The 21,894-nt window shown below is 40.6% G+C and carries 25 protein-coding genes; 18 read left to right on the top strand and 7 right to left on the bottom strand.

The annotated features are described in order from the left end of the window. Positions 1 to 37: 37 nt before the first annotated feature. The 7 genes from IQ264_RS13795 to IQ264_RS13765 all read left to right on the top strand — a co-directional run bounded on the left by IQ264_RS13795 (position 38) and on the right by IQ264_RS13765 (position 5,983). Positions 38 to 1,294 carry an ABC transporter substrate-binding protein gene (locus tag IQ264_RS13795; RefSeq protein ID WP_193981359.1) on the top strand — a complete coding sequence of 419 codons (1,257 nt, stop codon included), beginning with the start codon at positions 38 to 40 and terminating at the stop codon, positions 1,292 to 1,294. A gap of 95 nt (positions 1,295 to 1,389) precedes the next feature. Next, positions 1,390 to 2,229 (top strand): carbohydrate ABC transporter permease, encoded by an 840-nt coding sequence (locus tag IQ264_RS13790; RefSeq protein ID WP_228061524.1) that lies wholly within the window; start codon positions 1,390 to 1,392, stop codon positions 2,227 to 2,229. 13 nt (positions 2,230 to 2,242) lie between these two features. Continuing rightward, complete coding sequence (locus tag IQ264_RS13785; protein ID WP_193981357.1) at positions 2,243 to 3,067, top strand: carbohydrate ABC transporter permease; 825 nt, start codon at positions 2,243 to 2,245, stop codon at positions 3,065 to 3,067. Positions 3,068 to 3,268: 201 nt separating this feature from the next. Next, on the top strand, positions 3,269 to 4,039 hold the full coding sequence (locus tag IQ264_RS13780) for a YebC/PmpR family DNA-binding transcriptional regulator (RefSeq protein ID WP_193981356.1): 771 nt from the start codon (positions 3,269 to 3,271) through the stop codon (positions 4,037 to 4,039). A 148-nt stretch (positions 4,040 to 4,187) separates the two neighbouring features. After that, positions 4,188 to 4,421, top strand: a complete 234-nt coding sequence (locus tag IQ264_RS13775) for a hypothetical protein (RefSeq protein ID WP_193981355.1) — start codon at positions 4,188 to 4,190, stop codon at positions 4,419 to 4,421. Between the two features lie 541 nt (positions 4,422 to 4,962). Next, positions 4,963 to 5,181 (top strand): type II toxin-antitoxin system HicB family antitoxin, encoded by a 219-nt coding sequence (locus tag IQ264_RS13770; protein WP_193981354.1) that lies wholly within the window; start codon positions 4,963 to 4,965, stop codon positions 5,179 to 5,181. Between the two features lie 85 nt (positions 5,182 to 5,266). Beyond that, positions 5,267 to 5,983, top strand: coding sequence for a potassium channel family protein (locus tag IQ264_RS13765; RefSeq protein WP_193981353.1), 717 nt, complete (start codon positions 5,267 to 5,269; stop codon positions 5,981 to 5,983). On the opposite strand, the gene IQ264_RS13760 is transcribed toward IQ264_RS13765, so the two are convergent. Beyond that, positions 5,940 to 7,553: a cation:proton antiporter gene (locus tag IQ264_RS13760; protein WP_193981352.1), complete on the bottom strand. Its 1,614-nt coding sequence runs from the start codon at positions 7,551 to 7,553 to the stop codon at positions 5,940 to 5,942. The two genes, IQ264_RS13765 and IQ264_RS13760, sit on opposite strands and share 44 nt — an antisense overlap. A 339-nt stretch (positions 7,554 to 7,892) precedes the next feature. Between IQ264_RS13760 and IQ264_RS13755 the strand changes: the two genes are divergently transcribed. The 3 genes from IQ264_RS13755 to IQ264_RS13745 all read left to right on the top strand — a co-directional run bounded on the left by IQ264_RS13755 (position 7,893) and on the right by IQ264_RS13745 (position 10,608). After that, positions 7,893 to 8,081, top strand: a complete 189-nt coding sequence (locus IQ264_RS13755; protein WP_193981351.1) for a hypothetical protein — start codon at positions 7,893 to 7,895, stop codon at positions 8,079 to 8,081. 39 nt (positions 8,082 to 8,120) lie between these two features. Beyond that, positions 8,121 to 9,200: a hypothetical protein gene (locus IQ264_RS13750; RefSeq protein WP_193981350.1), complete on the top strand. Its 1,080-nt coding sequence runs from the start codon at positions 8,121 to 8,123 to the stop codon at positions 9,198 to 9,200. Between the two features lie 181 nt (positions 9,201 to 9,381). After that, entirely contained in the window at positions 9,382 to 10,608 is a 1,227-nt protein-coding gene (locus tag IQ264_RS13745; RefSeq protein ID WP_193981391.1) for an FAD-dependent hydroxylase, read from the top strand. Here the strand turns inward: IQ264_RS13745 and IQ264_RS13740 are convergent. The 3 genes from IQ264_RS13740 to IQ264_RS13730 form a co-directional block, all read right to left on the bottom strand. Further along, positions 10,562 to 11,419, bottom strand: a complete 858-nt coding sequence (locus tag IQ264_RS13740) for a slipin family protein (RefSeq protein ID WP_228061523.1) — start codon at positions 11,417 to 11,419, stop codon at positions 10,562 to 10,564. The two genes, IQ264_RS13745 and IQ264_RS13740, sit on opposite strands and share 47 nt — an antisense overlap. A 165-nt stretch (positions 11,420 to 11,584) precedes the next feature. Next, a complete protein-coding gene (locus IQ264_RS13735; protein ID WP_193981349.1) occupies positions 11,585 to 12,340 on the bottom strand; it encodes a hypothetical protein in 756 nt (251 codons plus the stop codon). A 382-nt stretch (positions 12,341 to 12,722) separates the two neighbouring features. After that, entirely contained in the window at positions 12,723 to 13,493 is a 771-nt protein-coding gene (locus IQ264_RS13730) for a hypothetical protein (RefSeq protein WP_193981348.1), read from the bottom strand. Positions 13,494 to 13,716: 223 nt separating this feature from the next. On the opposite strand from IQ264_RS13730, the gene IQ264_RS13725 reads away from it, so the two are divergent. Beyond that, positions 13,717 to 13,980, top strand: a complete 264-nt coding sequence (locus tag IQ264_RS13725) for a type II toxin-antitoxin system HicA family toxin (RefSeq protein ID WP_193981347.1) — start codon at positions 13,717 to 13,719, stop codon at positions 13,978 to 13,980. After that, entirely contained in the window at positions 13,952 to 14,413 is a 462-nt protein-coding gene (locus IQ264_RS13720) for a type II toxin-antitoxin system HicB family antitoxin (RefSeq protein ID WP_193981346.1), read from the top strand. Before IQ264_RS13725 ends, IQ264_RS13720 begins: the two co-directional genes overlap by 29 nt. A gap of 99 nt (positions 14,414 to 14,512) precedes the next feature. Here the strand turns inward: IQ264_RS13720 and IQ264_RS13715 are convergent, their stop codons facing one another. Then, positions 14,513 to 14,947: a CAAD domain-containing protein gene (locus IQ264_RS13715; protein WP_193981345.1), complete on the bottom strand. Its 435-nt coding sequence runs from the start codon at positions 14,945 to 14,947 to the stop codon at positions 14,513 to 14,515. Between the two features lie 247 nt (positions 14,948 to 15,194). Here IQ264_RS13715 and folK point away from each other — a divergent pair, with 247 nt between their 5' ends. From folK to IQ264_RS13700, 3 genes are all read left to right on the top strand, one after another. Beyond that, entirely contained in the window at positions 15,195 to 15,716 is a 522-nt protein-coding gene (gene folK / locus IQ264_RS13710) for a 2-amino-4-hydroxy-6-hydroxymethyldihydropteridine diphosphokinase (RefSeq protein WP_228061522.1), read from the top strand. A gap of 2 nt (positions 15,717 to 15,718) precedes the next feature. After that, entirely contained in the window at positions 15,719 to 16,267 is a 549-nt protein-coding gene (locus tag IQ264_RS13705; protein WP_193981344.1) for an NUDIX hydrolase, read from the top strand. Positions 16,268 to 16,502: 235 nt separating this feature from the next. After that, positions 16,503 to 17,933, top strand: coding sequence for a cryptochrome/photolyase family protein (locus IQ264_RS13700; protein ID WP_193981343.1), 1,431 nt, complete (start codon positions 16,503 to 16,505; stop codon positions 17,931 to 17,933). A 215-nt stretch (positions 17,934 to 18,148) separates the two neighbouring features. Here IQ264_RS13700 and IQ264_RS13695 read toward each other — a convergent pair whose 3' ends face one another. Continuing rightward, complete coding sequence (locus IQ264_RS13695; protein ID WP_193981342.1) at positions 18,149 to 18,598, bottom strand: NUDIX hydrolase; 450 nt, start codon at positions 18,596 to 18,598, stop codon at positions 18,149 to 18,151. Continuing rightward, positions 18,595 to 19,035, bottom strand: coding sequence for a hypothetical protein (locus tag IQ264_RS13690; protein ID WP_193981341.1), 441 nt, complete (start codon positions 19,033 to 19,035; stop codon positions 18,595 to 18,597). The genes IQ264_RS13695 and IQ264_RS13690 overlap by 4 nt, the downstream gene beginning before the upstream one ends. A gap of 241 nt (positions 19,036 to 19,276) precedes the next feature. Between IQ264_RS13690 and folD the strand changes: the two genes are divergently transcribed. The 3 genes from folD (at position 19,277) to IQ264_RS13675 (ending at position 21,862) form a co-directional block, all read left to right on the top strand. Next, complete coding sequence (gene folD / locus IQ264_RS13685) at positions 19,277 to 20,140, top strand: bifunctional methylenetetrahydrofolate dehydrogenase/methenyltetrahydrofolate cyclohydrolase FolD (protein ID WP_193981340.1); 864 nt, start codon at positions 19,277 to 19,279, stop codon at positions 20,138 to 20,140. Positions 20,141 to 20,347: 207 nt separating this feature from the next. Then, positions 20,348 to 21,277, top strand: coding sequence for a geranylgeranyl diphosphate synthase CrtE (gene crtE, locus IQ264_RS13680; protein WP_193981339.1), 930 nt, complete (start codon positions 20,348 to 20,350; stop codon positions 21,275 to 21,277). 126 nt (positions 21,278 to 21,403) lie between these two features. Next, entirely contained in the window at positions 21,404 to 21,862 is a 459-nt protein-coding gene (locus tag IQ264_RS13675; protein ID WP_193981338.1) for a divergent PAP2 family protein, read from the top strand. The last annotated feature ends 32 nt before the right edge of the window (positions 21,863 to 21,894 follow it).

Raw genomic sequence — 21,894 nt, 5'->3', positions numbered from 1 at the left:
CATTCGACTTAACAGGTTACTCGTAAAGGGGAAAATAATGATTTGCACAAGAGTAAAATGGTTAATTTTCCTGTTGGTAATTATAACCTTAACTAGCTGTACTTTTGCAAGGGGTAACAACTCTAAAATTACGGTAACACTTAGCGGTTGGCAAAGCAGCCCTAATGAATCGCAATTATTAAGGCGGGTACTCCAAGATTTTGAGGCGGAACATCCTGATATTAAAGTCAAATATGAGGTAATTAATCAGCAATATATGGATGTGATTAAAACTCGCCTAATTGGTGACACTGCACCATATGTCTTTTATTTAGATGCTTTTGAAGCGCCTTTATTAATGCAAAACAATGTCCTCGAACCATTAAATACTTATATTAATGATGAATTTGATTTGTCTGATTTTATTCCTACTTTGTTAAATGCTTTTAAATCTAATAATAAAATTTTTGGATTACCTAAAGATTTTTCTACTTTAGCTCTATTTTATAATCAACAAGCCTTTGAAGCCGCTAAATTAACTCAACCTCCCGCCACTTGGACAGAATTACAACAATATTCGCAGAAGTTAACTAGGGATTGGAATGGCGATCGCAGAATCGACCAATACGGCTTAGGAATTATTCCCGAACTCTCCCGACAATCTTTTCTAATTAAAACATTTGGCGGCACTTTAATCAACCAAAATGGTTATGCTACTTTTGCCACTCCCGAAGGTCTAAAAGGTCTACAATTAATTGTCGATTTATATCGAAAGTATCGCACTGCTGCTCAACCTAGCGATGTGGGTGCTAGCACAGGTAGCGAAATGTTTGGACAAGGAAAAGCAGCTATGGTAATTGAAGGTAGTTGGGCAATTCCTTATTTAAAAGAAACTTTTCCTAAGTTAAAATTTGCTACTGCTGAACTGCCCACAATTGCTGGTAAAAAAGGTACAATGGCTTACACCGTTGCTTATGTGATGAATAAGCGGACTAAGTATAAAGATGCCGCTTGGAAATTGATTGCTTTTTTAACTAGTAAAAAAGGGATGAAAGCTTGGGCAAATCAAGGTTTGGTTTTGCCGAGTCGTCAGTCTGTAATTGCAGAATTGGGGTACGATCAAAATCCTTTGTATGCTCCGTTTGTTGCTGGTGCTGATTATGCTACAATTTGGCAAGCAGGGGAGACTTTACCTACGGTTTTAACACACTTTAATAATCAGTTTATTAGTGCTTTGATTGGTGAACAATCATTAAATGAAGCGATGGAAAGGGCACAGGTTTCTGCTAATAAGGAAATTGCTGCGAGTCAGTAATTTTTTTGAACCGCAAAGGACGCAAAGGACGCGAAGTAATGAGAAGAGTTTGGCAGAGAGGAAGGTTTGGAGAGGGGTTGGCTGGGTTTTCTTTTATGGCTCCTACTATGATTGTTATGGGAGTTTTTACTGTTTTGCCGATCGCCTACGCTATTTTTCTATCTTTCCATAAGGTGCGAATTTTGGGGGAGTTTGATTTGCGCTTTATTGGTGGGCGCAATTTCTGGCGAATGTTGGCAGATGAACGGGTTTGGATTGCTTTGCAAAATACTTTTGAGTATGTTGTAATTGTGGTGCCTACTCAGACTATTTTGGCTTTAGGGTTGGCTTTAATTCTCAATTCCAGTATTAGGGGAAAGCATTGGTTTAGAATTATATTTTTTCTGCCAACGGTTACAGCTTCGGCAGTTTTAACTTTGATTTTTATGTGGATTTATAACTCGAATGGGTTATTAAATAATATTTTAGCTGGTTTTGGTTTGCCGACTTATAATTGGATTGGCGATCCATCAGTGGCGCTAAAATCAATTATGATTATGAATATTTGGTCAACTGCACCGCTTTATATGATTGTCTATTTGGCAGCTTTACAAGATATTCCGAAAAGTCTTTATGAAGCAGCAAAAATTGATGGTGCAAGTGCTTTAGATCAATTTTTTAATATTACTCTGCCCTTCTTGAAACCTGTTACTTTTTTTATCGTCGTCATCGGAATTATTGGCACTTTTCAATTATTCGATCAATCATATATTTTCTCGGCTGGTTCCGGTGGGCCAAATAATTCAACTTTAACAGTAGTTTTGCTGATTTATCAGTATGCTTTTAAGAGTTTAGATATGGGTTATGCCGCAGCTTTGGCGTTAATGTTGGCGGCGGTGATTATGTTGGTGACGGTAATCCAAAGGACAATTTTTAAAGAAGAGAAACTGCACTAGGGAAGAACCATTTATGCAAAAGTTTGGTTGGGTGAAATTGCTGCTATACTTAATTTTGATTGGTTATGCGATCGCAACCTTCATCCCCTTCGCTTGGGCGCTTTCCGCATCCTTCAAAACCCTCCCAGAAATCTCTTCTGGAAACATCAATTTCATCCCCAAAGACTTCACTTTAGAAAATTACAAAAACATCTTTACTCAAGAACCTTTATTTGGCAGATGGTTGTTTAATAGCGTTTTCGTTGCTGTTTGTGTCACTGCCTTAAATCTCCTGTTTAATTCAATGGCAGGTTACGCTTTAGCCAGAATTCGTTTTCCTGGAAATCAACTGTTCTTTTTTGTGATTTTGGCAGTATTAATGATTCCTGGACAAATTACCTTAATTCCCAGTTACTTAATCTTAAAAAACCTCGGTTGGCTGAACTCTTACCAAGGATTGATTGTCCCAACCGCCGTAAATGCTACTTTTATATTTATGATGCGGCAATTCTTTGTGAACTTCCCCAAAGAATTAGAAGAAGCCGCCGCAATGGATGGTTTAAATCGTTGGGAAACCTTTGTGCAAATTGTCCTTCCTTTAGCAAAACCCGCTTTAGCTGCCCAAGCAATCTTTATCTTTATGGGTGCTTGGAATAACTTTCTCACACCCCTACTGATTTTGTCTGACAAAGAAATGTTTACCTTACCTTTGGGATTGAACACTTTTAAAGGCGAATATATCAGTTATTGGAATTATATTATGGCAGCTTCAATGGTCTTAACCCTACCCGCACTAGCAATTTACGCCTTTTTTAATCGCTACTTTATTCAAAGTGTCACTTTCACAGGTGGTAAATAAACCAAAACAATAATTCCGCGATAATTCATCAGGTGAAAAAGTAAGGGCGGGTTTTGTTGTGAAATTTTCAGTTATGATAACAAAATTTTCTGCTAAACTCGCCCCTACAGAGCTTTCTTTACCTTCTACCTTCTTGTGCCAAAGCAATTTGCTAGGATTTGTGTTTATCCTAATGTAAGGTTAATTGAGTTAGAAAGGGCTATGGCAGGACATAGTAAGTGGGCAAATATTAAACGTCAGAAAGAGAGAGTTGATGCGAAAAAGGGTAAAACCTTCACTCAACTATCTCGTGCTATTATTGTGGCAGCACGCAACGGTATTCCAGACCCGGCGGGAAATTTTCAACTCCGTACTGCAATTGAAAAAGCGAAAGCCGCAGGGATTCCCAACGATAATATTGAAAGAGCGATCGCTAAAGGTGCTGGTAAACTAGGTGCAGGCGACAGCCTCGAAACTATCCGTTACGAAGGTTATGGTGCAGGTGGAGTCGCCGTACTCGTGGAAGCCCTCACCGATAATCGTAACCGCACCGCTGGTGATTTGCGCCTCGCTTTCAGCAAATATGGCGGAAACTTGGGGGAAACAGGCTGTGTTTCTTGGATGTTTGAACAAAAAGGCGTTTGCATTATTAGCGGCGCAGTGGATGAAGACGAACTTTTAGAAGCTTCCTTAGAAGGTGGCGCAGAGTCTTACGAATTGATAGAAGACGAAGAAGCAGAAGAAGCAGGTGCAGAAGTATTTACCGAAGTGACAAATTTAGAAAATCTCAGCCAATTCTTGAAAGAAAAAGGTTTTAACGTTACCGAAGCAGAATGGCGCTGGATACCTAATAATAACGTAGAAGTGGTAGATAAAGACCAAGCGCGATCGCTCCTGAAAATGATGGACTTTTTAGAAGGTTTAGACGACGTACAAAACGTCACCACTAACTTCGAGATGTCAGAAGATTTAGTCTCCCTAAGTATCGCCTAAACTATCTGGGGTGCGTTAACGCACCCTATGAACGATCTCAATAGTGTTACATTCCATTGTTGTCATAGAAAATATACAAAATTGACAAGTCTCTGTCATCTCCTTGTTGGATAGTTTCTATTAACCAATTACAAGGATAACAACGGCTATGAACAAATTATTCACAACATTACTCTTGTCAGCAGTAGTAGTAGCTCCAGTAGGATTTTCTATCTCAGCAGCACAAGCAGCTACAAGCAACACCAATCACCAAATGTCAAAACCTCATCATACTTCTAAATCTAGCAGTAAAGCCCATCATAAAACAAAATCCTCGCACGCATCTAAGCCTCATAAAAACACTACAGCAATGAACAAGAGTACAGCAACGAGCAAGAAGTAGTAAACTGCCCTATACAAATTAGGACTTAGGCAAATGGCACAATTGTAGGGTGTTCAACCTCGAAATTATCGAGCGTTAGAATTAGGCTTTCGAGTTCTGACGCACCCTACAAGTTGATAGAAGTGTGACGCTTGCCTAAGTCTTACAGATAAAAGTTTTGCCTCCGAAAATTGGTACTTCACATCGCTGCCTCTGGCAGCATTTTTTATTTGTATAAGATAGATTTGTCACAAAAACTCCATATCTTTGACAAAGCTATGTCATCTCTCTGTTAGATACTAACAATATCAAAAGCGTCATCAAAGAAAGACATCCCATAAGTTGAATGATTGCGCTGCGATATTGGCATCTCCCTTAATTTGTGGACTTGCTAAATCACTCCTAAGAAAAGTTCTGTCTCCGAATTATTTGTACTTCACCCTGCTGCCCCCCGGCGGCTTTTTTTATTGAAACATAGCTAAACCGAAGCTCGTTTCAAAAGCAGCTTGAGGACAAGACGAACGTATACTGTATTGGAAGAGTTAAGGGAGAATGATGATTTATGAGCCGATACAGTATGATTATTCAATGGTCTGATGAGGATCGGCTTTTCCTAGTCACAATTCCAGAGTTTGCCGACTTAGTTGTGATGCCTTGTACTCATGGCAAAACTCGTGAGGAAGCAATTCATAACGGCGAAGAAGTGATTGAAATGTATTTGGAAGCGTGTCTTGCAGAAGGCGAATCTATCCCTGAACCTAGAACGCTTCAAATTGCCTGATTATTGTTTGAGTTATGCTGATGACGATCGCCAAAAACTAGCACAATTATTATTCAAAAACCTAAAAAATTGGTAGCAATTACTTATGTACGTTTTAATTGGTGGCGCAGGAATGATGGGACTGGGATTAGCCCAGCAGTTATTAAAAGTTGGTCATACAGTTGCCATCATCGATTCAGATCCGCTGGCTTGTCGCTTTGCGCGGGAAAAAATTGGCGTGATGGCATTTGAGGGCAGCGCCGTCAGCACTACAGTTCTTCTGGAAGCGGGTATTAGACAAGCTAACGCGGTTGTTGCAGCTTTGAGAGATGATGCGTTGAATTTGGCGCTGATTACTTTATCTAGAAGTTATGGCATTTCCCATATTGTGGTGCGAATGCGCGATCGAGAATTTCTCGAATCCTATCGTCTTGCTGGCGCGAGTCACATCATCAGCACGATTGATTTAGCAGTGGCAACAATGGCAAATGCGATCGAATATCCCCAAGTCGAGTCGATGATGCACTTTGAGCAAGGACAGGTAGAGGTGCTAAAACTACCCGTTCCTGGCGATTGCAATGTGGCAAGTCGCACCGTAGCTCAAATTGCTCAAGATCCCCGCTTTCCTAAAGGTTCGCTAATCATTGGCTACCAGTGTCATGCTTGCGCTAATTTAGAGATTCCCAATGGTAATACTGTTCTGGAAGCTGGCTCAACCATTTTAGTTGTCACCCGCCCTGAGTCAGTCCATAAAATGATTGATTACCTTGGGATTCACGCTAGTCATCTTCCAACCCTAGAAGTTTCTCATCCAAATCTTTGATGTAAGGTTGTACTAAGTCTTCGGGTACAATTCGCTTGCGAAGCGCATCGCTAACGGCTCCTTTTTCGGCGAGAAACAATCGTCGTCGAATCGCATCTAAGCCGCTGCGATCGCTTTTTAATTGACCAGCCCGATATTGATTATAAAAATCGCGCAATACTCGTTCCGACTCTGCCACTCGTACTTGATAGGATGCCCAAAGTTCCTCGTAAACTGCCTTTGGCAACACACCAGATTTGAGTAAACTATCAAGTTCATCTTGAGCAGCTTTAGCCGCAATCAACTGAATCTGCAACTTTCCAGCTTGTTCCATTACATCAGAAACTCGGCTAATTTTTAGTCGTTTGACTAGCCAAGGTAAACTTAATCCTTGTCCGATTAGAGAAAACAAAACCGCACCAAATACCAATGCAATAATCTTTTCTCGTCCGGGTAAGGATAGAGGAATACTTAGTGCCAATGCCATTGACAAAGAACCTTTGATGTTTCCCAGGAACAAAACGTGCTGCCAACGTAAAGGAATTGGTCGATCGAACCAGCGCAACCCGTTTAATAATAAATAAACTGAGAGAATTCTTCCTAATTGATAGGCCAAAATCACAAATAGAATTGCTGGTAAGATTCTCCACAATGTCAGCGGGTTAATCTCAATCCCAATCAGCAGGAAAATAAACGTATTGACAGTAAATCCCGCGTACTCCCAAAAACTTAACAGAGTAATGCGATCGGAAGCAGACGAACTACGAGGCAATCCCAAATTACCAAAAATTAGTCCCGCAATCACCACTGCTACCGCACCCGAAACACCCAAAAATTGCCCAATCTGGAATGTTCCTAACGCTAAAGCAACTGTTAGCAATAAACTACCTAATGGGTCATTCAGTCGGACAAATATCGGCAAACTCAAGTAGCCTAAAATAGCGCCCACAACTGCCCCACCTACGGCGACTACCAGCAGTTCCTTGACTCCTTGCGCGAAGGTCAGAGAACCTGTGGCATAAATAACTAGTATTAAGTTGAAGGTAACTAAAGCTGCCGCATCGTTGAATAAGGTTTCACCTTCTACAATTGTGGACAATCGGGAAGGTACGCGGATTTCTTTAAAAACTGCAATCATCGAAACTGTATCTGTATTAGCCAGAATGACTCCGATTAACGCAGCAGGTATCCAGTCTAGCCCTAGCCCATATTTAACCAGAACCGCAATAATTGCTGAGGAAAAAATTGAGCCTGGGCCTGCTAAAAGTGCGATCGGTTTAAAGGTACTCCGAAGACGGCTAATATCAGTATTAATTGCTGCTTCAAAAATCAGAATTGGTAGGAAAAGATTTAAAACTAAAGAGGGGTCTAAACCTACTCGACGCGATAAGACATTTGTAATGGGTAGACCTGCTAGCACCAAACCTGTAACATAAGGAATTCGCAATCGCTGGGTTACAAGTGCAACCACAGTTGCCATTAAAAGCAGAACGATCGAGATAATGACTAGTTGAGGTATAGTACCTGCCGTTTGGCTTTCCACAGCAGAACTGCTGCCTAAAGGGGTTTGTTGCGCTAAAATCCACCCCATCACCGTTTCTCCTCCCCATAAATATTCAAGAATCTACTATTCGTGTTTAAAGCTTACAATCTTGGCATAGTTTCTGAAAAATTGGCGGTGCTATTGCTGTAACAGAAATTTGCTGGCGAGTCACCAATCCTCCAGAAGAACTTTGCATTTTTGGATAACTAGTTAATATTAGTTATCCAATTTTGTAGGGAATAAAAATAATGTTTCCCAGATTAGGAGCGGAAATTTCTTCACTTTCAAAGTATCTAATTAACTTCTTGGTATTTTATATCATATCTGGTATATTTGTAGTAGTTGCAGCAGTTCAACAATTCTCTTGTATTGTTTGAAATCGTGACTATGACTACTTCTGTTGAGGAATTTTTAATCACTTTCGATCGCTTACCACAATCAGAAAGATTAGACGTTGCAGTAGAGATTTTGCGGCGAGTTGTTCAATTTGAATTTCCGCCATTGTCCGAAGAGGATTTAATTCTCAATGCTGAAGAAATTTTTCTAGAGTTCGATCGGCAAGAAAAGGGTGTGTAAAATGGTTCTACAGAACTCTGAACAAATAGTATAGGAACAATGGCACAGATTTGGAAAGAACCAAAAACTAAATACAATGACTCCAACTTAATGTGGCGCGGCGACGACTCGGCTACAGATATTTCTTCTGAACAAAGGCTAGAGTGGATCTATTACGTGCAAGTTTGTGGATTTAAATTTAAATTCTGCTCAGTTAACCAAATTCAAGCCGCTCTTGATTACTATTCTCAAAAGATTCATCCAAGCTCACGAATTCATTTTTCTAATTATGAACAAATGCTTCTCAACAATCATCGCTATCAATTTCAGCGATGGTATGAGCGTTTACCTTCTTATCTGAGAAAAGAAAATAAACGAAAGCAAGTAGTAAAAGCATTAGAGAAAGCTTTAGAGAAATTCTCTCATAATACCCAATTGTCTCCCATAGTTTCAAACACGCCTAATCCGTCACTAAACAGGTCAGATCATCAACAGATCTTAAGTGGGTTTCTTCAGTGTAAACAATGCCAAGCGATTGTTTCTGCTCTTGTACATTTTTCGGAGGATGAGTCTACTAATGTTTCATTACCTTTAAAACAGGGAGAATGCTTAATCATGCAAAATCAAGAGGCAAATTGGAATAGTCAAAAAGGTGATTATATTATTAATATAAAAGATTTAGTGAAAGATTCTTGGAGAAAATATACAGAGGAATTTACTCGTAATTCTAAACCCTTGAAAATTAGGTGCTGTAACGGTCATTATATTGGTAATTCATATTTCTTACCTTGGCAAAATCTTAAGCCAAGAAATGTAAAAAATCTTAGGAGAAATATTGGCAAATATGCTAACTGGTTTCCCACATTTCGGAGAATATGTATTTTGGATTGCAGATTTATTAATGAAGTGGAGTACACAAATAAAATTGTTGTTTACTCATCAGAACCTACGCATCTCTTTTATAAAAGTGGTATAAAAGTTCGGATAAATTTGACTAGGCATCCTAAGTATGGTTCTATTGGAGAGATATTGACTTGTTCTGAGCAAGTGGATTTTCCAAGTAAAGTTATATATGTGTTAATTAATGAAGAATTTTATAAGTTGAAACCTACGGATTTAGAGATTCTTGATAAAGATTAGTCCAGAAGCACTTAAGAATCATTGTGTTTAGATGTTTCTACTTATGCTATGAGAGTTTTTAAAATAGCGGCTATAGTGGGTTTGTGGTATTGATATCTCAGTCTTAACCTTGAAAAGTTTCACCCAAAGTTTAACAATAAAGATAGATAAAATCGATCGCACAAGACAAACACAGTTAAGAATGTTACTTACCCCAACATCTGAAATTAAACTAGACTACGACTTAGCAATCGTCGGTGGTGGTATTGTCGGCGCTACTCTCGCCGCCGCTTTAAAAGATTCTGGACTTAGTGTGGCGTTAATCGAAGCACAAGTCGAGTCTGTTTCCGTTGCTAAAGGACGCGCTTACGCTATTTCCCTACTTTCGGGACGCATTTTTGACGGAATTGGCATTTGGGACAAAATAGAACCCCAAATTACCACTTATCAGCAAGTGCAATTATCTGATGCTGATTATCCCAAAATTGTGCAGTTTCATCCCCCAGAATTAGGTACAAATGGTTTAGGATACACCGCAGAACATAGAGTGTTATTAACAGTTTTGCAGGAATTCTTACAAACTTGTCCTAATGTTTCTTACCTTTGTCCAGCAGAGGTAATAAAAGCAGATTATCAGAAAGATTTTGTCGAAATTCAATTGCGCTTAAATGGCGAGTTAAAAACAATTAAAACTCGCTTACTTGTAGGTGCTGATGGGGCGAAATCTCGCATTCGTCAAGCTGCGGGAATTAAAACTCACGGTTGGCCTTACTGGCAATCTTGCGTGGTAGCTACAATTAAACCAGAAAAACCCCACAATAATGTAGCTTACGAAAGATTTTGGCCCAGTGGTCCAATGGGAGTTTTGCCTTTAACAGAAAATAGGTTTCAAATTGTTTGGACTTGGCCCCACGCAGAAGCGAAAGCCATGCAAGAATTAGATGAAACCGAGTTTTTGCAAAAGTTGGAATATTATACGGGTGGGAAGTTTGGTAAGTTGGAATTGTTAGGCGATCGCTACATTTTTCCAGTACAGTTAATGCAGTGCGATCGCTACACTCTCCCCAGACTCGCCTTAATTGGAGATGCTGCTCATGGTTGTCATCCCGTCGCCGGACAAGGCATGAACTTAGGCATTCGTGACGCAGCTGCCCTCGCCCAAATTCTCCAAACTGCTCAACAAAACGGTGAAGACATTGGTAACATCCAAGTTTTGAAACATTACGAAACTTGGCGCAAACGCGAAAACTGGGTAATCTTAGGATTTACTGATTTCTTAGACCGAATATTTTCTAACCAGTTTTTGCCTTTAGTAATCATTCGTCGTTTCGGTTTATGGATGTTACGCAACATCACCCCTATTAAAAAGTATGCCCTACAACTTATGACGGGTTTAAGAGGTCGTCCTCCGCAACTTTCTCAGATGTAAAAACTTCTTTTGGCTGCAAAGAATTTGCCTCATGTTCATGTCTATTAGGCAAAACTGTTGACAAGTTCTTCGCAGCTTGCACTACATCTGAAGGCAACATAATAATTGTAGTTGTGTTATTTTCTGCCCCAATTTCTGAGAGCATTTGCAGCCTGCGTAATTCCAAAGCTGCGGGATTGGCGGCAATATTTTGAGAAGCTTCTGCCAATTTAATTGATGCTTCTTGTTCCGCCGCCGCTTTAATAATTCGGGCGCGTTTTTCCCGAATTGCTTCTGCTTCTTTCGCCATTGCCCTTTGCATTGCCGGGGGGATTTCTACATCTTTCATTTCCACCCGTTCAATCACAATTCCCCAAGGTTCAGTGATTTCGTCAACTATTTCCTGTACCTTAGTATTAATCTTATCCCGATTTTGCAAAACATCATCTAAGATATTTTGACCAACCACATTTCTTAAAGTCGTCAAAGCTGTTTGATAAACTGCCATTTGGTAATTTTCGACTTTATTAATAGCTTTCATCGGTTCAAGAATGCGGTAATAAAGCACAGCATTGACACGAATTGTGACGCTATCAGCTGTTACCGTTTCTTGGGGTTCGATATCTACGGTTTTAGTCCGAATATCTATCTGAGCTTTTTGGTCAACAATGGGTATAATCCAGTACATTCCTGGCCCCATTACTCCTTTACTTCTACCTAAACGAAAGATAACACCGCGTTGATATTCGCGGTCTAATTTTAACCCGGAAAAAGCTAAAGAAGCTAAAATTATTAAAAGTGTAAAAGTATAACCCATCTTTGGTCTAGCCAAATTCGGATAAGTTTATTGTAACTCTGTAAAATAGTTTTATTACTTAAATACTTATTAAGAAATTCCTATTTTTCTGCATTCGTGACATCTACTTTGAGGTCATTAGCGAATTGGGTAAACACAAAAAGCTAATGACCCTTGCACTAACAGCAAAGCTGAAAAATATTATTGCATTTGCCTGTTGTTGGAAGGAGTTACTTCTGACTCATTAGCATTAGTAGGAATTGTTTCCGAAGCTGTTTGGACAATGCGAGTATCTAACTGGCGAGCTACAGCATCTAAATTTATGGTTGGTTGAGCGCCCTTGCGGTACATAATAGCAGTAAAAGCTCCCACATTGCTGCGCCGAAAAGCTGCTAAATCTAACTGTAAAACTTGCCCTTCCATATCAATTCCCACAGTCATTCCAGAGGAAGTTTCAGCAATATTATTCGCACTAGGAATCATGCCATAATCAACTATTTTAATTCCTTGATTCGACGGAATAGATTGCCGAATTTGATTCATCATTTGTTGCTGATACTCTGGTTGTTGCATTTGTTTCAGAGTCGAATCAAAATTTGCTTGATCTGACTGATTTGGAATTAAACCAGTAAAACCAACTACCATTTGTAAAGTCTCTTGATTAATGAAAGCAAAAAACTTTTCTGGCTTCATCCCGGCTTTTGCTAATTGACTGCTGAGAACTGAAAATTGAGTCTGAACTTGTGCTGCTACTTCCGGGGGGAGTTCTTTAAACCCAGGTGGCAAATCTTGTGCAGTCAAAACTGCATTATTATAACTTTGTGTGGGAACAGGGGTAGCCGCTGGGAGTTGTTGGGTAGCTGCTGGGGGAGTTTGGGCAAAAACAACGGGAATGCTACTACCACCCCAGATTGCACTCGTCAACAGACACAAGGACAAGCTAAATTTGTGAATCATCGCCGCTCTAGTAAAGGAGTTGCTTCTTAGGATAGCTTTTGTTTCCTATCAAGTGTCCTCTACCTGCCAGAGTTAACAAAATACATCAAAAATAACCAGCCTAGACTTAAAGCTAAAAATTGTAGAGCTATGGTTTCTAGTAACCATTTTATTGTTAATATAATTTTCATAATTCTCTCCTCAGCTGGATGTGGTTTCTCCACAGGCAATTGTCTCCACTATGGAAAATCTGTGGAGATGGCTTTGTGATTTAATCAGGTTGAGAGATGTGATAATAGGGGTGATTTCCAGTGAGATCGATCGCAAACCACCATTCCTCAACCTTAAAAGCTGAAGATTGATTAACTTTGTTTATTTGTTTATGAAACTAGTTGAGAAATTACTATTGATTTCCTGACTGAAGCTTGGTTTCATAGAACTGACAAGCTGCTAATCCTAAAGAGTATAACACCGCACTATTTGTACTAGCACCAATTGCGGCTCCTGCGATCGGAATATTTCGCAAAGTACCTAAACCCAATTTCACGACGCTATTACCACCCATCGCCAAGGCAAAAATTGCCAATACTTCTCCTGTGCGTGCAGGTTCTTGTAAGTCTAAGCCATAAGCAGAGGCAATTTGCAGAATCATTTCTGATTGTAGTCTAGTGGTGGCGACTAGATCGATCGCCAACAAAGCCAAAGCTATTCCTGGTATAAAGCTGCTAACCAAACCAACACCACCAGCATAAGTGGATTTTTCCACAATAATTCGATGAGCGATTTCTCTGGGTGACTCTTCTGGATGTTGTGCTTGCAACTTTTCCACAGCCGCTTTTGCTTTTTCCAAGTCAACTTGATCCACACCTGCGAAGATCCAATCTAACTTAAAAAAGTGGCTGACATTTTTCACTAACCAGTTATCTGAGACAGCAGAAACAGCTTCCCCAGCAGTATGGGTACTCCTTTCAATCAACTCGTAGCCTTGTTTACTTGCGGCTTCAGCCGTTTCTAAAGCAGCTTTTCCAGTTTGGTTAGCAACAAAAGCTACATTTGTCCCCACATCTACTGCTGCATTTGCCATGATTTGTCCAGCTGTCGCCCCTACTTTACCCATTTCTGTAAATATTTCGGTGAAGTCTGGAAGTTTGTCGGTTGTTTCTGTTGCGTCCATCCTAATTTTTCCTTGCTGTTTTGTCTGCTACTTACTAAGTTGCGATCGAACTGGTGAGAAATGTTCTCTCCAAAGGCTCATTTTCCCAATCTTGCCAAGTGCTGTGTAAAGGAGAACTAATAATTCTAGCTTTTTTTACTGGTGCATGATACTATATACGATATCGTTTTTTGGAGTAAAAGACCGATGGACTTAAAACACAAAAGACAAAGGAAGCGAATAAATGTCACAGTTAGAGAAATTAATCAAGTTTTTCTTGTCCTATCCAACCGAAGCGCGTTTTGAAGATGTTGAGCCTCTATTGACAGCTTTCGACTTTGAAGAAGTTCGTTCAAAAGGAAGTCACCATATCTTCTTGCATGAAGACGGGCGACAGCTAACTATCCCTAAGAAGGGAGGTAAAAAGGTTGAAAAAATTTATATAAAGCAGATAACCAAGCTGCTCAGATTGGAGGATTATGATGTCCAAAAAGAAGACGCTGACTGAGCGAGAATCGCTAGAGTTTTACTTAAATCTAAAATATCCTGTTACTCTTTACCCTGGTGAAGAAGCTTATGTAGCAGAAATCAAAGATCTACCTGGTTGCATGACTCAGGGAGATACAATTGATGAGGTTATGTCTAATATTGAAGAAGCGCGAGAATTATGGATTGAAACTGCTTATGAACATGGAAGTATGATTCCTTTGCCATCAACTGAAAATCAGTACAGTGGCAGAGTTTTGCTCCGAATGCCTAAATCTTTACATCAACAGTTGGTGGAAAATGCTGAACGAGAGGAAGTCAGTTTCAATCAATATGTAGTATCTCTATTAAGTGAAAGAAATGCTTTTAGAGATATCGGTAAAATCAATAAGCAACTCGATGATATTCGTAGCCTTCTTTCCGAACAAAAAGTTAGTACTTTAAGCAAACAATAGTTAGAGAATTAATCGAGATTTTGCTAAAAAAGCGTCCGAGAGTTCCCGGACGCTTTTGGTTTTAGACTTAAGAAAACTCCAAAAGTGGTTAATTATTTATTAAACTTTTGGTGTTTTGTTCCCGCCGACTACTTGATTTTTCAAGCCATTGATTTCGTCAGCCAACTCCTTACGATTTGAGGCGCGGAGTAAATACCGATACACAAACCAACCGGAGTAGCCAATACCCACCAATTCAAAGAAAGGCGAGAGTAGAGGAATATCATCTAGCGCATCGAGTACAGCTAGAGTGACTTTAACGGTGACAAAGGCACCTACAATCAAACCAACAGTAATTAAGGGCTTTTGGTAGGTGCTGAAGAAATCGCCCAGATAATCTGGGAGTTTAGCCAAGTAGGAGACGAATATATCCCAATACTCTTGCACCTGCCCAGCGGATGTGCTACCAGGAGTATTGGTAATGATCGGGCCACCTTGATCGACGGTGACTTCTACAGTGGGGGTTGTTTGTTGTTGCGGTTCTTTGGTTTCCATGATTCTAATCTCAACTATTGCAACCTTGGTTATATTAGCTAGGAAGCGTTCCGGCTTGATAGGGAAGCTGGGAAACTTCGCAAAACTAGTTTTAACTCTATGGGAACATTTTTAACCTACAAAGTACAGCTAATTATCAAGGGAATGTAGCATAGCACTCTGGTTTAGGTCTGTAGCGCCGGAAATCCCCTTATGATTAATTAACGCTACTTGGTTCGCTAAAAGGTTCATTCTAAAGAATTAATTTATGATAATCAGGTTAGGGAATTTTGATTTTATGGGTAAATCTGGACAAAGTGCGATCGCACTAGGCAGTAACCTGGGTGACTCTCGCGCTATTCTGGAATCTAGCCTGAAAATCCTTGACCAAACCCCAGGAATTAGTTTAGAGATTCAGTCTAGTTGGTATCGTACCGAACCTGTAGGGCCACCACAACCAGATTATCTGAATGGGTGTGCTTTGCTCAAGGTGGAGATGAGTCCGCCGGAGTTACTAGAAACGCTATTAGCCATTGAAGCTAAATTTGGTCGGGTGCGTCAAGAACGCTGGGGGCCAAGAATTTTAGACTTAGATTTATTATTGTTCGATAATCTGATTTTAGAGACTCCTAAGCTAACGTTACCTCATCCCTGCATGAGAGAAAGGGCGTTTGTTCTCGTACCTTTGGCAGAGATTGCGCCGAATTGGATCGATCCTATTTCAGGAAAAGCGATCGCGCAACTCGTGCAAGCGGTAGACTGTTCAGGTGTGACTAAAATCGAAAATTAATTATGCCATTAGGTAAAGAACCGCCTGAAATAATTAAACAACGCCTATTTTATCAAGGTCGTAAATTCAATTTTGAAGTAACTCGTTTGCGTCTTCCTAACAAAGCAGAAGGCGACTGGGAATGTATTCGTCATCCCGGCGGTGCTTTAGCGGTTCCCGTAACTCCTGAAGGTAAATTAATATTATTGCGTCAATATCGTTTTGCTGCCCAAGGACGTTTATTAGAATTTCCCGCCGGAACTATAGAACTTAATGAAGATCCATTTTCTACGATTCAGCGCGAGATAGAAGAAGAGACAGGTTATCACGCGAATAAATGGCAAAAGTTAGGCGAATTTTTCCTTGCGCCTGGTTATTCTGATGAAATTATTTATGCTTTTCTCGCCCAAGATTTGCACCCCTTAGAAAAACCACCAGAACAAGACGAAGACGAAGATATGGAAACAGTTTTTCTAACTCCCGAAGAATTAGAAAAAGCAATTTTATCCGGCGAACCAGTAGACGCAAAATCTGTCACCAGCTTCTTCATGGCGCGTCCATTTCTTAAATAATTGTTCCACTTTTATAACCACAGATAGACAAAAATAAACCCAGGTTTAAATATATTATCTGTGTTCATCTGTATTTATCTGTGGTAAAAAGCCAAAACTAACAACACCCAACCCAAATCTACATAAACAACATCTGCGTTCATCTGCGTTTATCCGCATTTATCTGCGTTCTAAAATCAAAAAACTGACAACACCCAAACCAAATCTAAATCAACAACATCTTAAATTTAAATCTATGACTAACCTAATTCTCTTCTGGCATCGCCGAGACTTACGCATTTCCGATAACATAGGATTAGCCGCAGCTAACCAACAAAGCGCCAAAGTTGTCGGGGTTTTTTGCCTCGATACCAATATTTTAGAAAGTGAAGATATCGCCCCTGCCAGAATCACTTACATGATTGGTTGTTTGCAGGAATTACAACAAAACTATCTCCAAGCAGGAAGCCAATTAGTTATTTTAAAAGGTGAACCAACCCAAGAGATTCCCAAGTTAGCAACTGCTTTAAATGTAAAAGGTGTATTTTGGAATTTAGATGTAGAACCTTATGCTAGAGAACGCGATCGCCAAATTACCCAAGCCCTAAAAGAAAAAGGAATTCCCATTCAAACATTCTGGGATCAATTATTGCACTATCCCGGTGAAATAGCAAGCGGTGCTAATCAACCTTACACAGTTTACACACCTTTTTGGAAAAACTGGATTAGCAAACCGAAAACCGAACCAGTTGACAAATTTCAAAACCGAGAAAGTTTAACCGCAGCAGAACAAAAAATAATCAATCAAGCAGGTGCAATTCCCTTACCAACCGCCAAAGAATTAGGCTTTGGTTGGGATAACGAACTAATGTTAGCACCCGGAGAAACCGCAGCACTGGAAAGATTAGAAGAGTTTTGTCATGAAGTGATTTTTAGCTATAAAGAAAAGCGCAATTTTCCTGCTATTGATGGGACATCTCGACTAAGTGCAGCGTTAAAATTTGGTGCGATTGGTATTAGGACAGTTTGGGATGCTACGATTAACGCCATAGCTGGAAGTAGCAGCGATGAAGCACAAGAAAGCGTGAAAACTTGGCAACAAGAATTAGCTTGGCGCGAGTTTTACCAACACGCAATGTATCACTTTCCCGAATTAGCTGACGGCGCTTATCGAAAGGTTTTTAAAAGCTTTCCTTACGATAATAATTCAGAACATTTTCAAGCTTGGTGTGATGGAAACACTGGTTATCCTATTGTCGATGCAGCGATGCGACAATTAAAATCAACTGGTTGGATGCACAACCGTTGTCGAATGATAGTTGCTAGTTTCCTGACCAAAGATTTATTAATTGACCCAAAAATGGGGGAAAAATATTTTACGCAAAGCCTTTATGATTGGGATCTTTCTGCTAATAATGGCGGTTGGCAATGGAGTGCTTCTAGCGGGATGGACCCGAAACCTTTGCGAATTTTTAATCCGGCTTCTCAAGCAGAGAAATTCGATGCTAATGGGGAGTATATCAGAAAGTGGGTGCCGGAATTGCGATCGCTCCCCACCAAGCTTTTAATTAGTGGGGAAATCCCTGATTCTCAACGGAAAAATTTAGGTTATCCTTTGCCGATCGTGGAACACAAAATTCAGCAAAGAATTTTTAAGGAACGGTATAATCAGCAAAAGTTGGAATAGAGTTTTATTTAACCGCAGATGTTGTTGATGATTATTTGGGGTTGGAGTTGTTAATTTTTGATTTTTAGAACGCAGATTAATGCAGATAAGCGCAGATAAACGCAGATGTTGTTGATGATTATTTGGGGTAGGGGTTGTTAATTTTGGCTTTTTTACCACAGATGTCCACAGATAAACACAGATGAACACAGATGGATTTTGGTTGGGTGATATAGTTATTGGTTTTGGATGATGCCTATGTGTGATTCTACAAAGTCTAGCAAAATTCGCTGATGTCGATCGCCCAACGGACGCACCTCCCCCGCAACTTCCGAATAACAATTACCCCGTTGAATATCGGCAACTGTTAACAATCCCATATCCCAACCTTCTCCTAACACTAAGTCCGTTAATTCAACAGTTAACTCCCCATGAAAAACATGACGCACCACATTGGGATCTTCATAATTACGGAACTTATGTAACACGGGAGGAACATAACCAATTTCTTCTTTTAATTCTCGCTTTACTGCTATTTCTGGAGGTTCATCTGGTTCTAAATGCCCGCCAAAAAAAGCCCAATAACCGGGATAAACAATAGTCGGAATATTGTCTCGTAATTGCATCAAAAACTTGCCATCCCGGTAAAGAATTGCTACTGCTACATGAGCTATTTTAGTATTCACAGTCTCTTTTGCTCCTCTATATAAAACTCACCAAACTCTTGACCACCCGCAGGCACACTTTTATACAAAACCTTACCTTGAATGACAATTTCTTGCTTCTGTTTCGGGAATGGATCTTTAGTCACTACAGTAATAGTGTCAGTACCGTCTTTTAATTCGTAAGCTCGTTTTTCCAAAAAAGGAATTAACTTACCCACATCACCTTTTAAGTAAACAGTAGAATTAACTTGGCTTTGCTGCTTTACTTCACTAATGTTACTCACAGAAACATTAGAAGATAAAATACCCATTCCTGAGTTGTTAACTTGGGTACAACTGAACAACCCACCCACCATCAGAGTAAATGTGCCAACTTGTAACATTTGAATTAACTCTTGTTTCATCGCAGTTTCCCAAAGCGATCGCCAATCTGCCGAATATCTGTCATCAAAAAACAACTAGATTATTCCCCTAGATAGTAACTCAAGTTGCTAGTTATAAGATGAGGCTGGTAGTGGATAGCGGCATTCCTACTACCCACTACCCATTACCTATTACCAATTCCAACAGCAAAAAATTTCCCTTTCCCCACCTAAGAACCCGGAAAAATCAAAAATAACTCTAAAATTCCCCATTAAACTAACCAGTGTTTGCGAAACTAGTAGAGCCAATGGTTCCAGACTATCAATTTAATTAACTATGGAAGCAAAAATATTAGATGGTAAAACTTTAGCCCAAAAAATTCAAGCCGAGCTAAAACAGCAAGTAGAGGAATTAACACCGAAAATTGGCCGCCCCCCAGGATTAGCAGTAATAATGGTAGGCGATAATCCAGCTAGCGCCGCTTATGTACGGAATAAAGAACGCTCTTGCGAAAAAGTGGGAATCGCATCTTTTGGCAAACATTTCCCCACAGAAACCAGCCAGGAAGAACTAAAACAAGTAATTGAAGAACTCAACAAAGACGATCGTGTAGATGGCATTTTAGTCCAGCTACCCCTCCCCGATCACTTAGATTCAGTCTCCTTGCTGCACCAAATAGACCCAGATAAAGACGCAGACGGACTACACGCAGTCAACTTAGGGCGCTTAGTCAGAGGTGAAGCAGGGTTACGCAGTTGCACTCCCGCCGGAGTCATGCGCCTGCTCGAAGAATATCAGATTCCTCTCAAAGGCAAAAAAGCTGTAGTCGTCGGACGCAGTATTTTAGTAGGTAAACCACTAGCATTAATGTTACTAGCAGCCGATGCCACAGTGACGATCGCGCATTCCCGCAGCCAAAACTTAGGCGACATTACCCGCGATGCTGATATTTTAGTCGCCGCCGCTGGACGCAAAGACCTAATCACAGCTGATATGGTCAAACCTGGAGCAATTGTAATCGACGTAGGCATCAACCGTGTCACCGACGAAGCAGGTAACTCACGCTTAGTCGGAGATGTCAACTTTGATGCCGTCAAAACCATAGCCGGATACATCACCCCCGTCCCCGGCGGCATTGGTCCGATGACCGTCGCTTTATTATTAGCAAATACCGTCTGGAGTTATAGTCAGAAACAGTGACTAGGGACTGGGGACTGGGTACTAGGGGACAAGGGGACTCTTTAACTCAAAACTCAAAACTTTCTTCTGCCTTCCCAGTACCCAGTACCTAGTACCCAGTAGCCAGTCCCCGTCCTTCCTCAATAACAAATAAAAAATTCCCAAATAAGCAAACACCCATCCCCTGTAGAATTGTTACGGATGTAGACTCAATCAAGGAATCGAAGGATGGTAGCTACTACGGATGACAAGTTTTCGGCACAGGGGCAATCTCCTCCGTTTGACCTACGCAAATACCTAGCGGAACGTCAGGCTTTGGTGGAAGAAGCTTTAGAGCATTTTCTTCCCGTCACTTATCCTGAGAAAATTTATGAAGCGATGCGCTACTCCTTGATGGCTGGGGGTAAGCGTTTGCGTCCTATTCTGTGTTTGGCTACCTGCGAACTGGCTGGTGGGACGCTGGAGATGGCGATGGCGACAGCTTGTGCTTTGGAGATGATCCACACGATGTCGTTAATCCATGATGATTTGCCAGCGATGGATAATGATGATTATCGACGTGGTAAATTGACAAATCACAAGGTTTATGGTGAAGACATCGCTATTTTGGCTGGTGATGGTTTATTAGCTTATGCTTTTGAAATAGTCGCTCAGACAGAAAATGTCCCCGCAGAACGCTTAGTGAAAGTGATTGCTCGTTTAGGTCGTGCGGTGAGTGCGGCTGGATTAGTGGGTGGTCAGGTGGTTGACCTAGAATGTGAAGGGAAGTCAGATGTTACTATTGAAACTCTGAATTTTATTCACACTCACAAAACGGGTGCGCTGCTAGAGGCTTGCGTGGTTTGCGGGGCGATTATTGCTGGGATATCGGTGACGGATTTGCAAAGATTGTCTCGTTATGCTGAAAATATTGGGTTAGCATTTCAGATTGTGGATGATGTTCTGGATATTACAGCTACCCAAGAAGAGTTGGGCAAAACCGCAGGTAAGGACTTACAAGCTAAAAAGGCAACTTATCCTAGTCTTTGGGGTTTGGAAGAGTCTAAATGCAAGGCTCAACAATTAGTGGCAGCTGCTAAGGCAGAATTAGCACCTTTTGGGGAAAATGCTCGACCGCTAATAGCGATCGCAGAATTTATTACCACCCGCACTAACTAAAAGTCTGTAGAACAGGTAACATTTAGTAAATTTGGTCTTCTACAAGACTTAACATTTAAACCTGCTCACAAAATCTACAGCAGAATCCTACATAATCCGAAATTCAACCTAAAAGCCAAAATTGATATGCAGGAATTTTGCCACAGTCTTCTAGAGAACCACATATTGCTGGTTGCTGTTATTGCCAGTGTAATTGCTCAAATTACTAAACTCGCCATCGAGTTGGCTAAAAACCGGAAAATTAACATCCGTGTTTTGGTGGAAACAGGCGGTATGCCCAGCGCCCATTCAGCTTTAGTAACCGCTTTGGCAACGGGTGTCGGTCACAAAACGGGATGGAACAGTCCTGATTTTGCGATCGCAGCCATCTTTGCCATTATCGTTATGTACGATGCCGCCGGAGTCCGTCAGGCTGCTGGCAAACAAGCACGTATCCTTAACCAAATCATTGATGAACTATTTCGCGAACATCCCACCTTTAACGAAGACCGTCTGAAAGAATTACTTGGACATACACCTTTTCAAGTAATTGTTGGCTCGGCTTTGGGTGTAACTATTGGTTGGTTAGCTGCACCAACTTATTGAGCAGGGGAGCAAGGGGGGCAGGGGAACAGGAG

The organism is [Phormidium] sp. LEGE 05292 (assembly GCF_015207735.1).
Classification (GTDB): domain Bacteria; phylum Cyanobacteriota; class Cyanobacteriia; order Cyanobacteriales; family Aerosakkonemataceae; genus Floridanema.
This window is presented reverse-complemented; position numbering and strand designations above follow the sequence as displayed.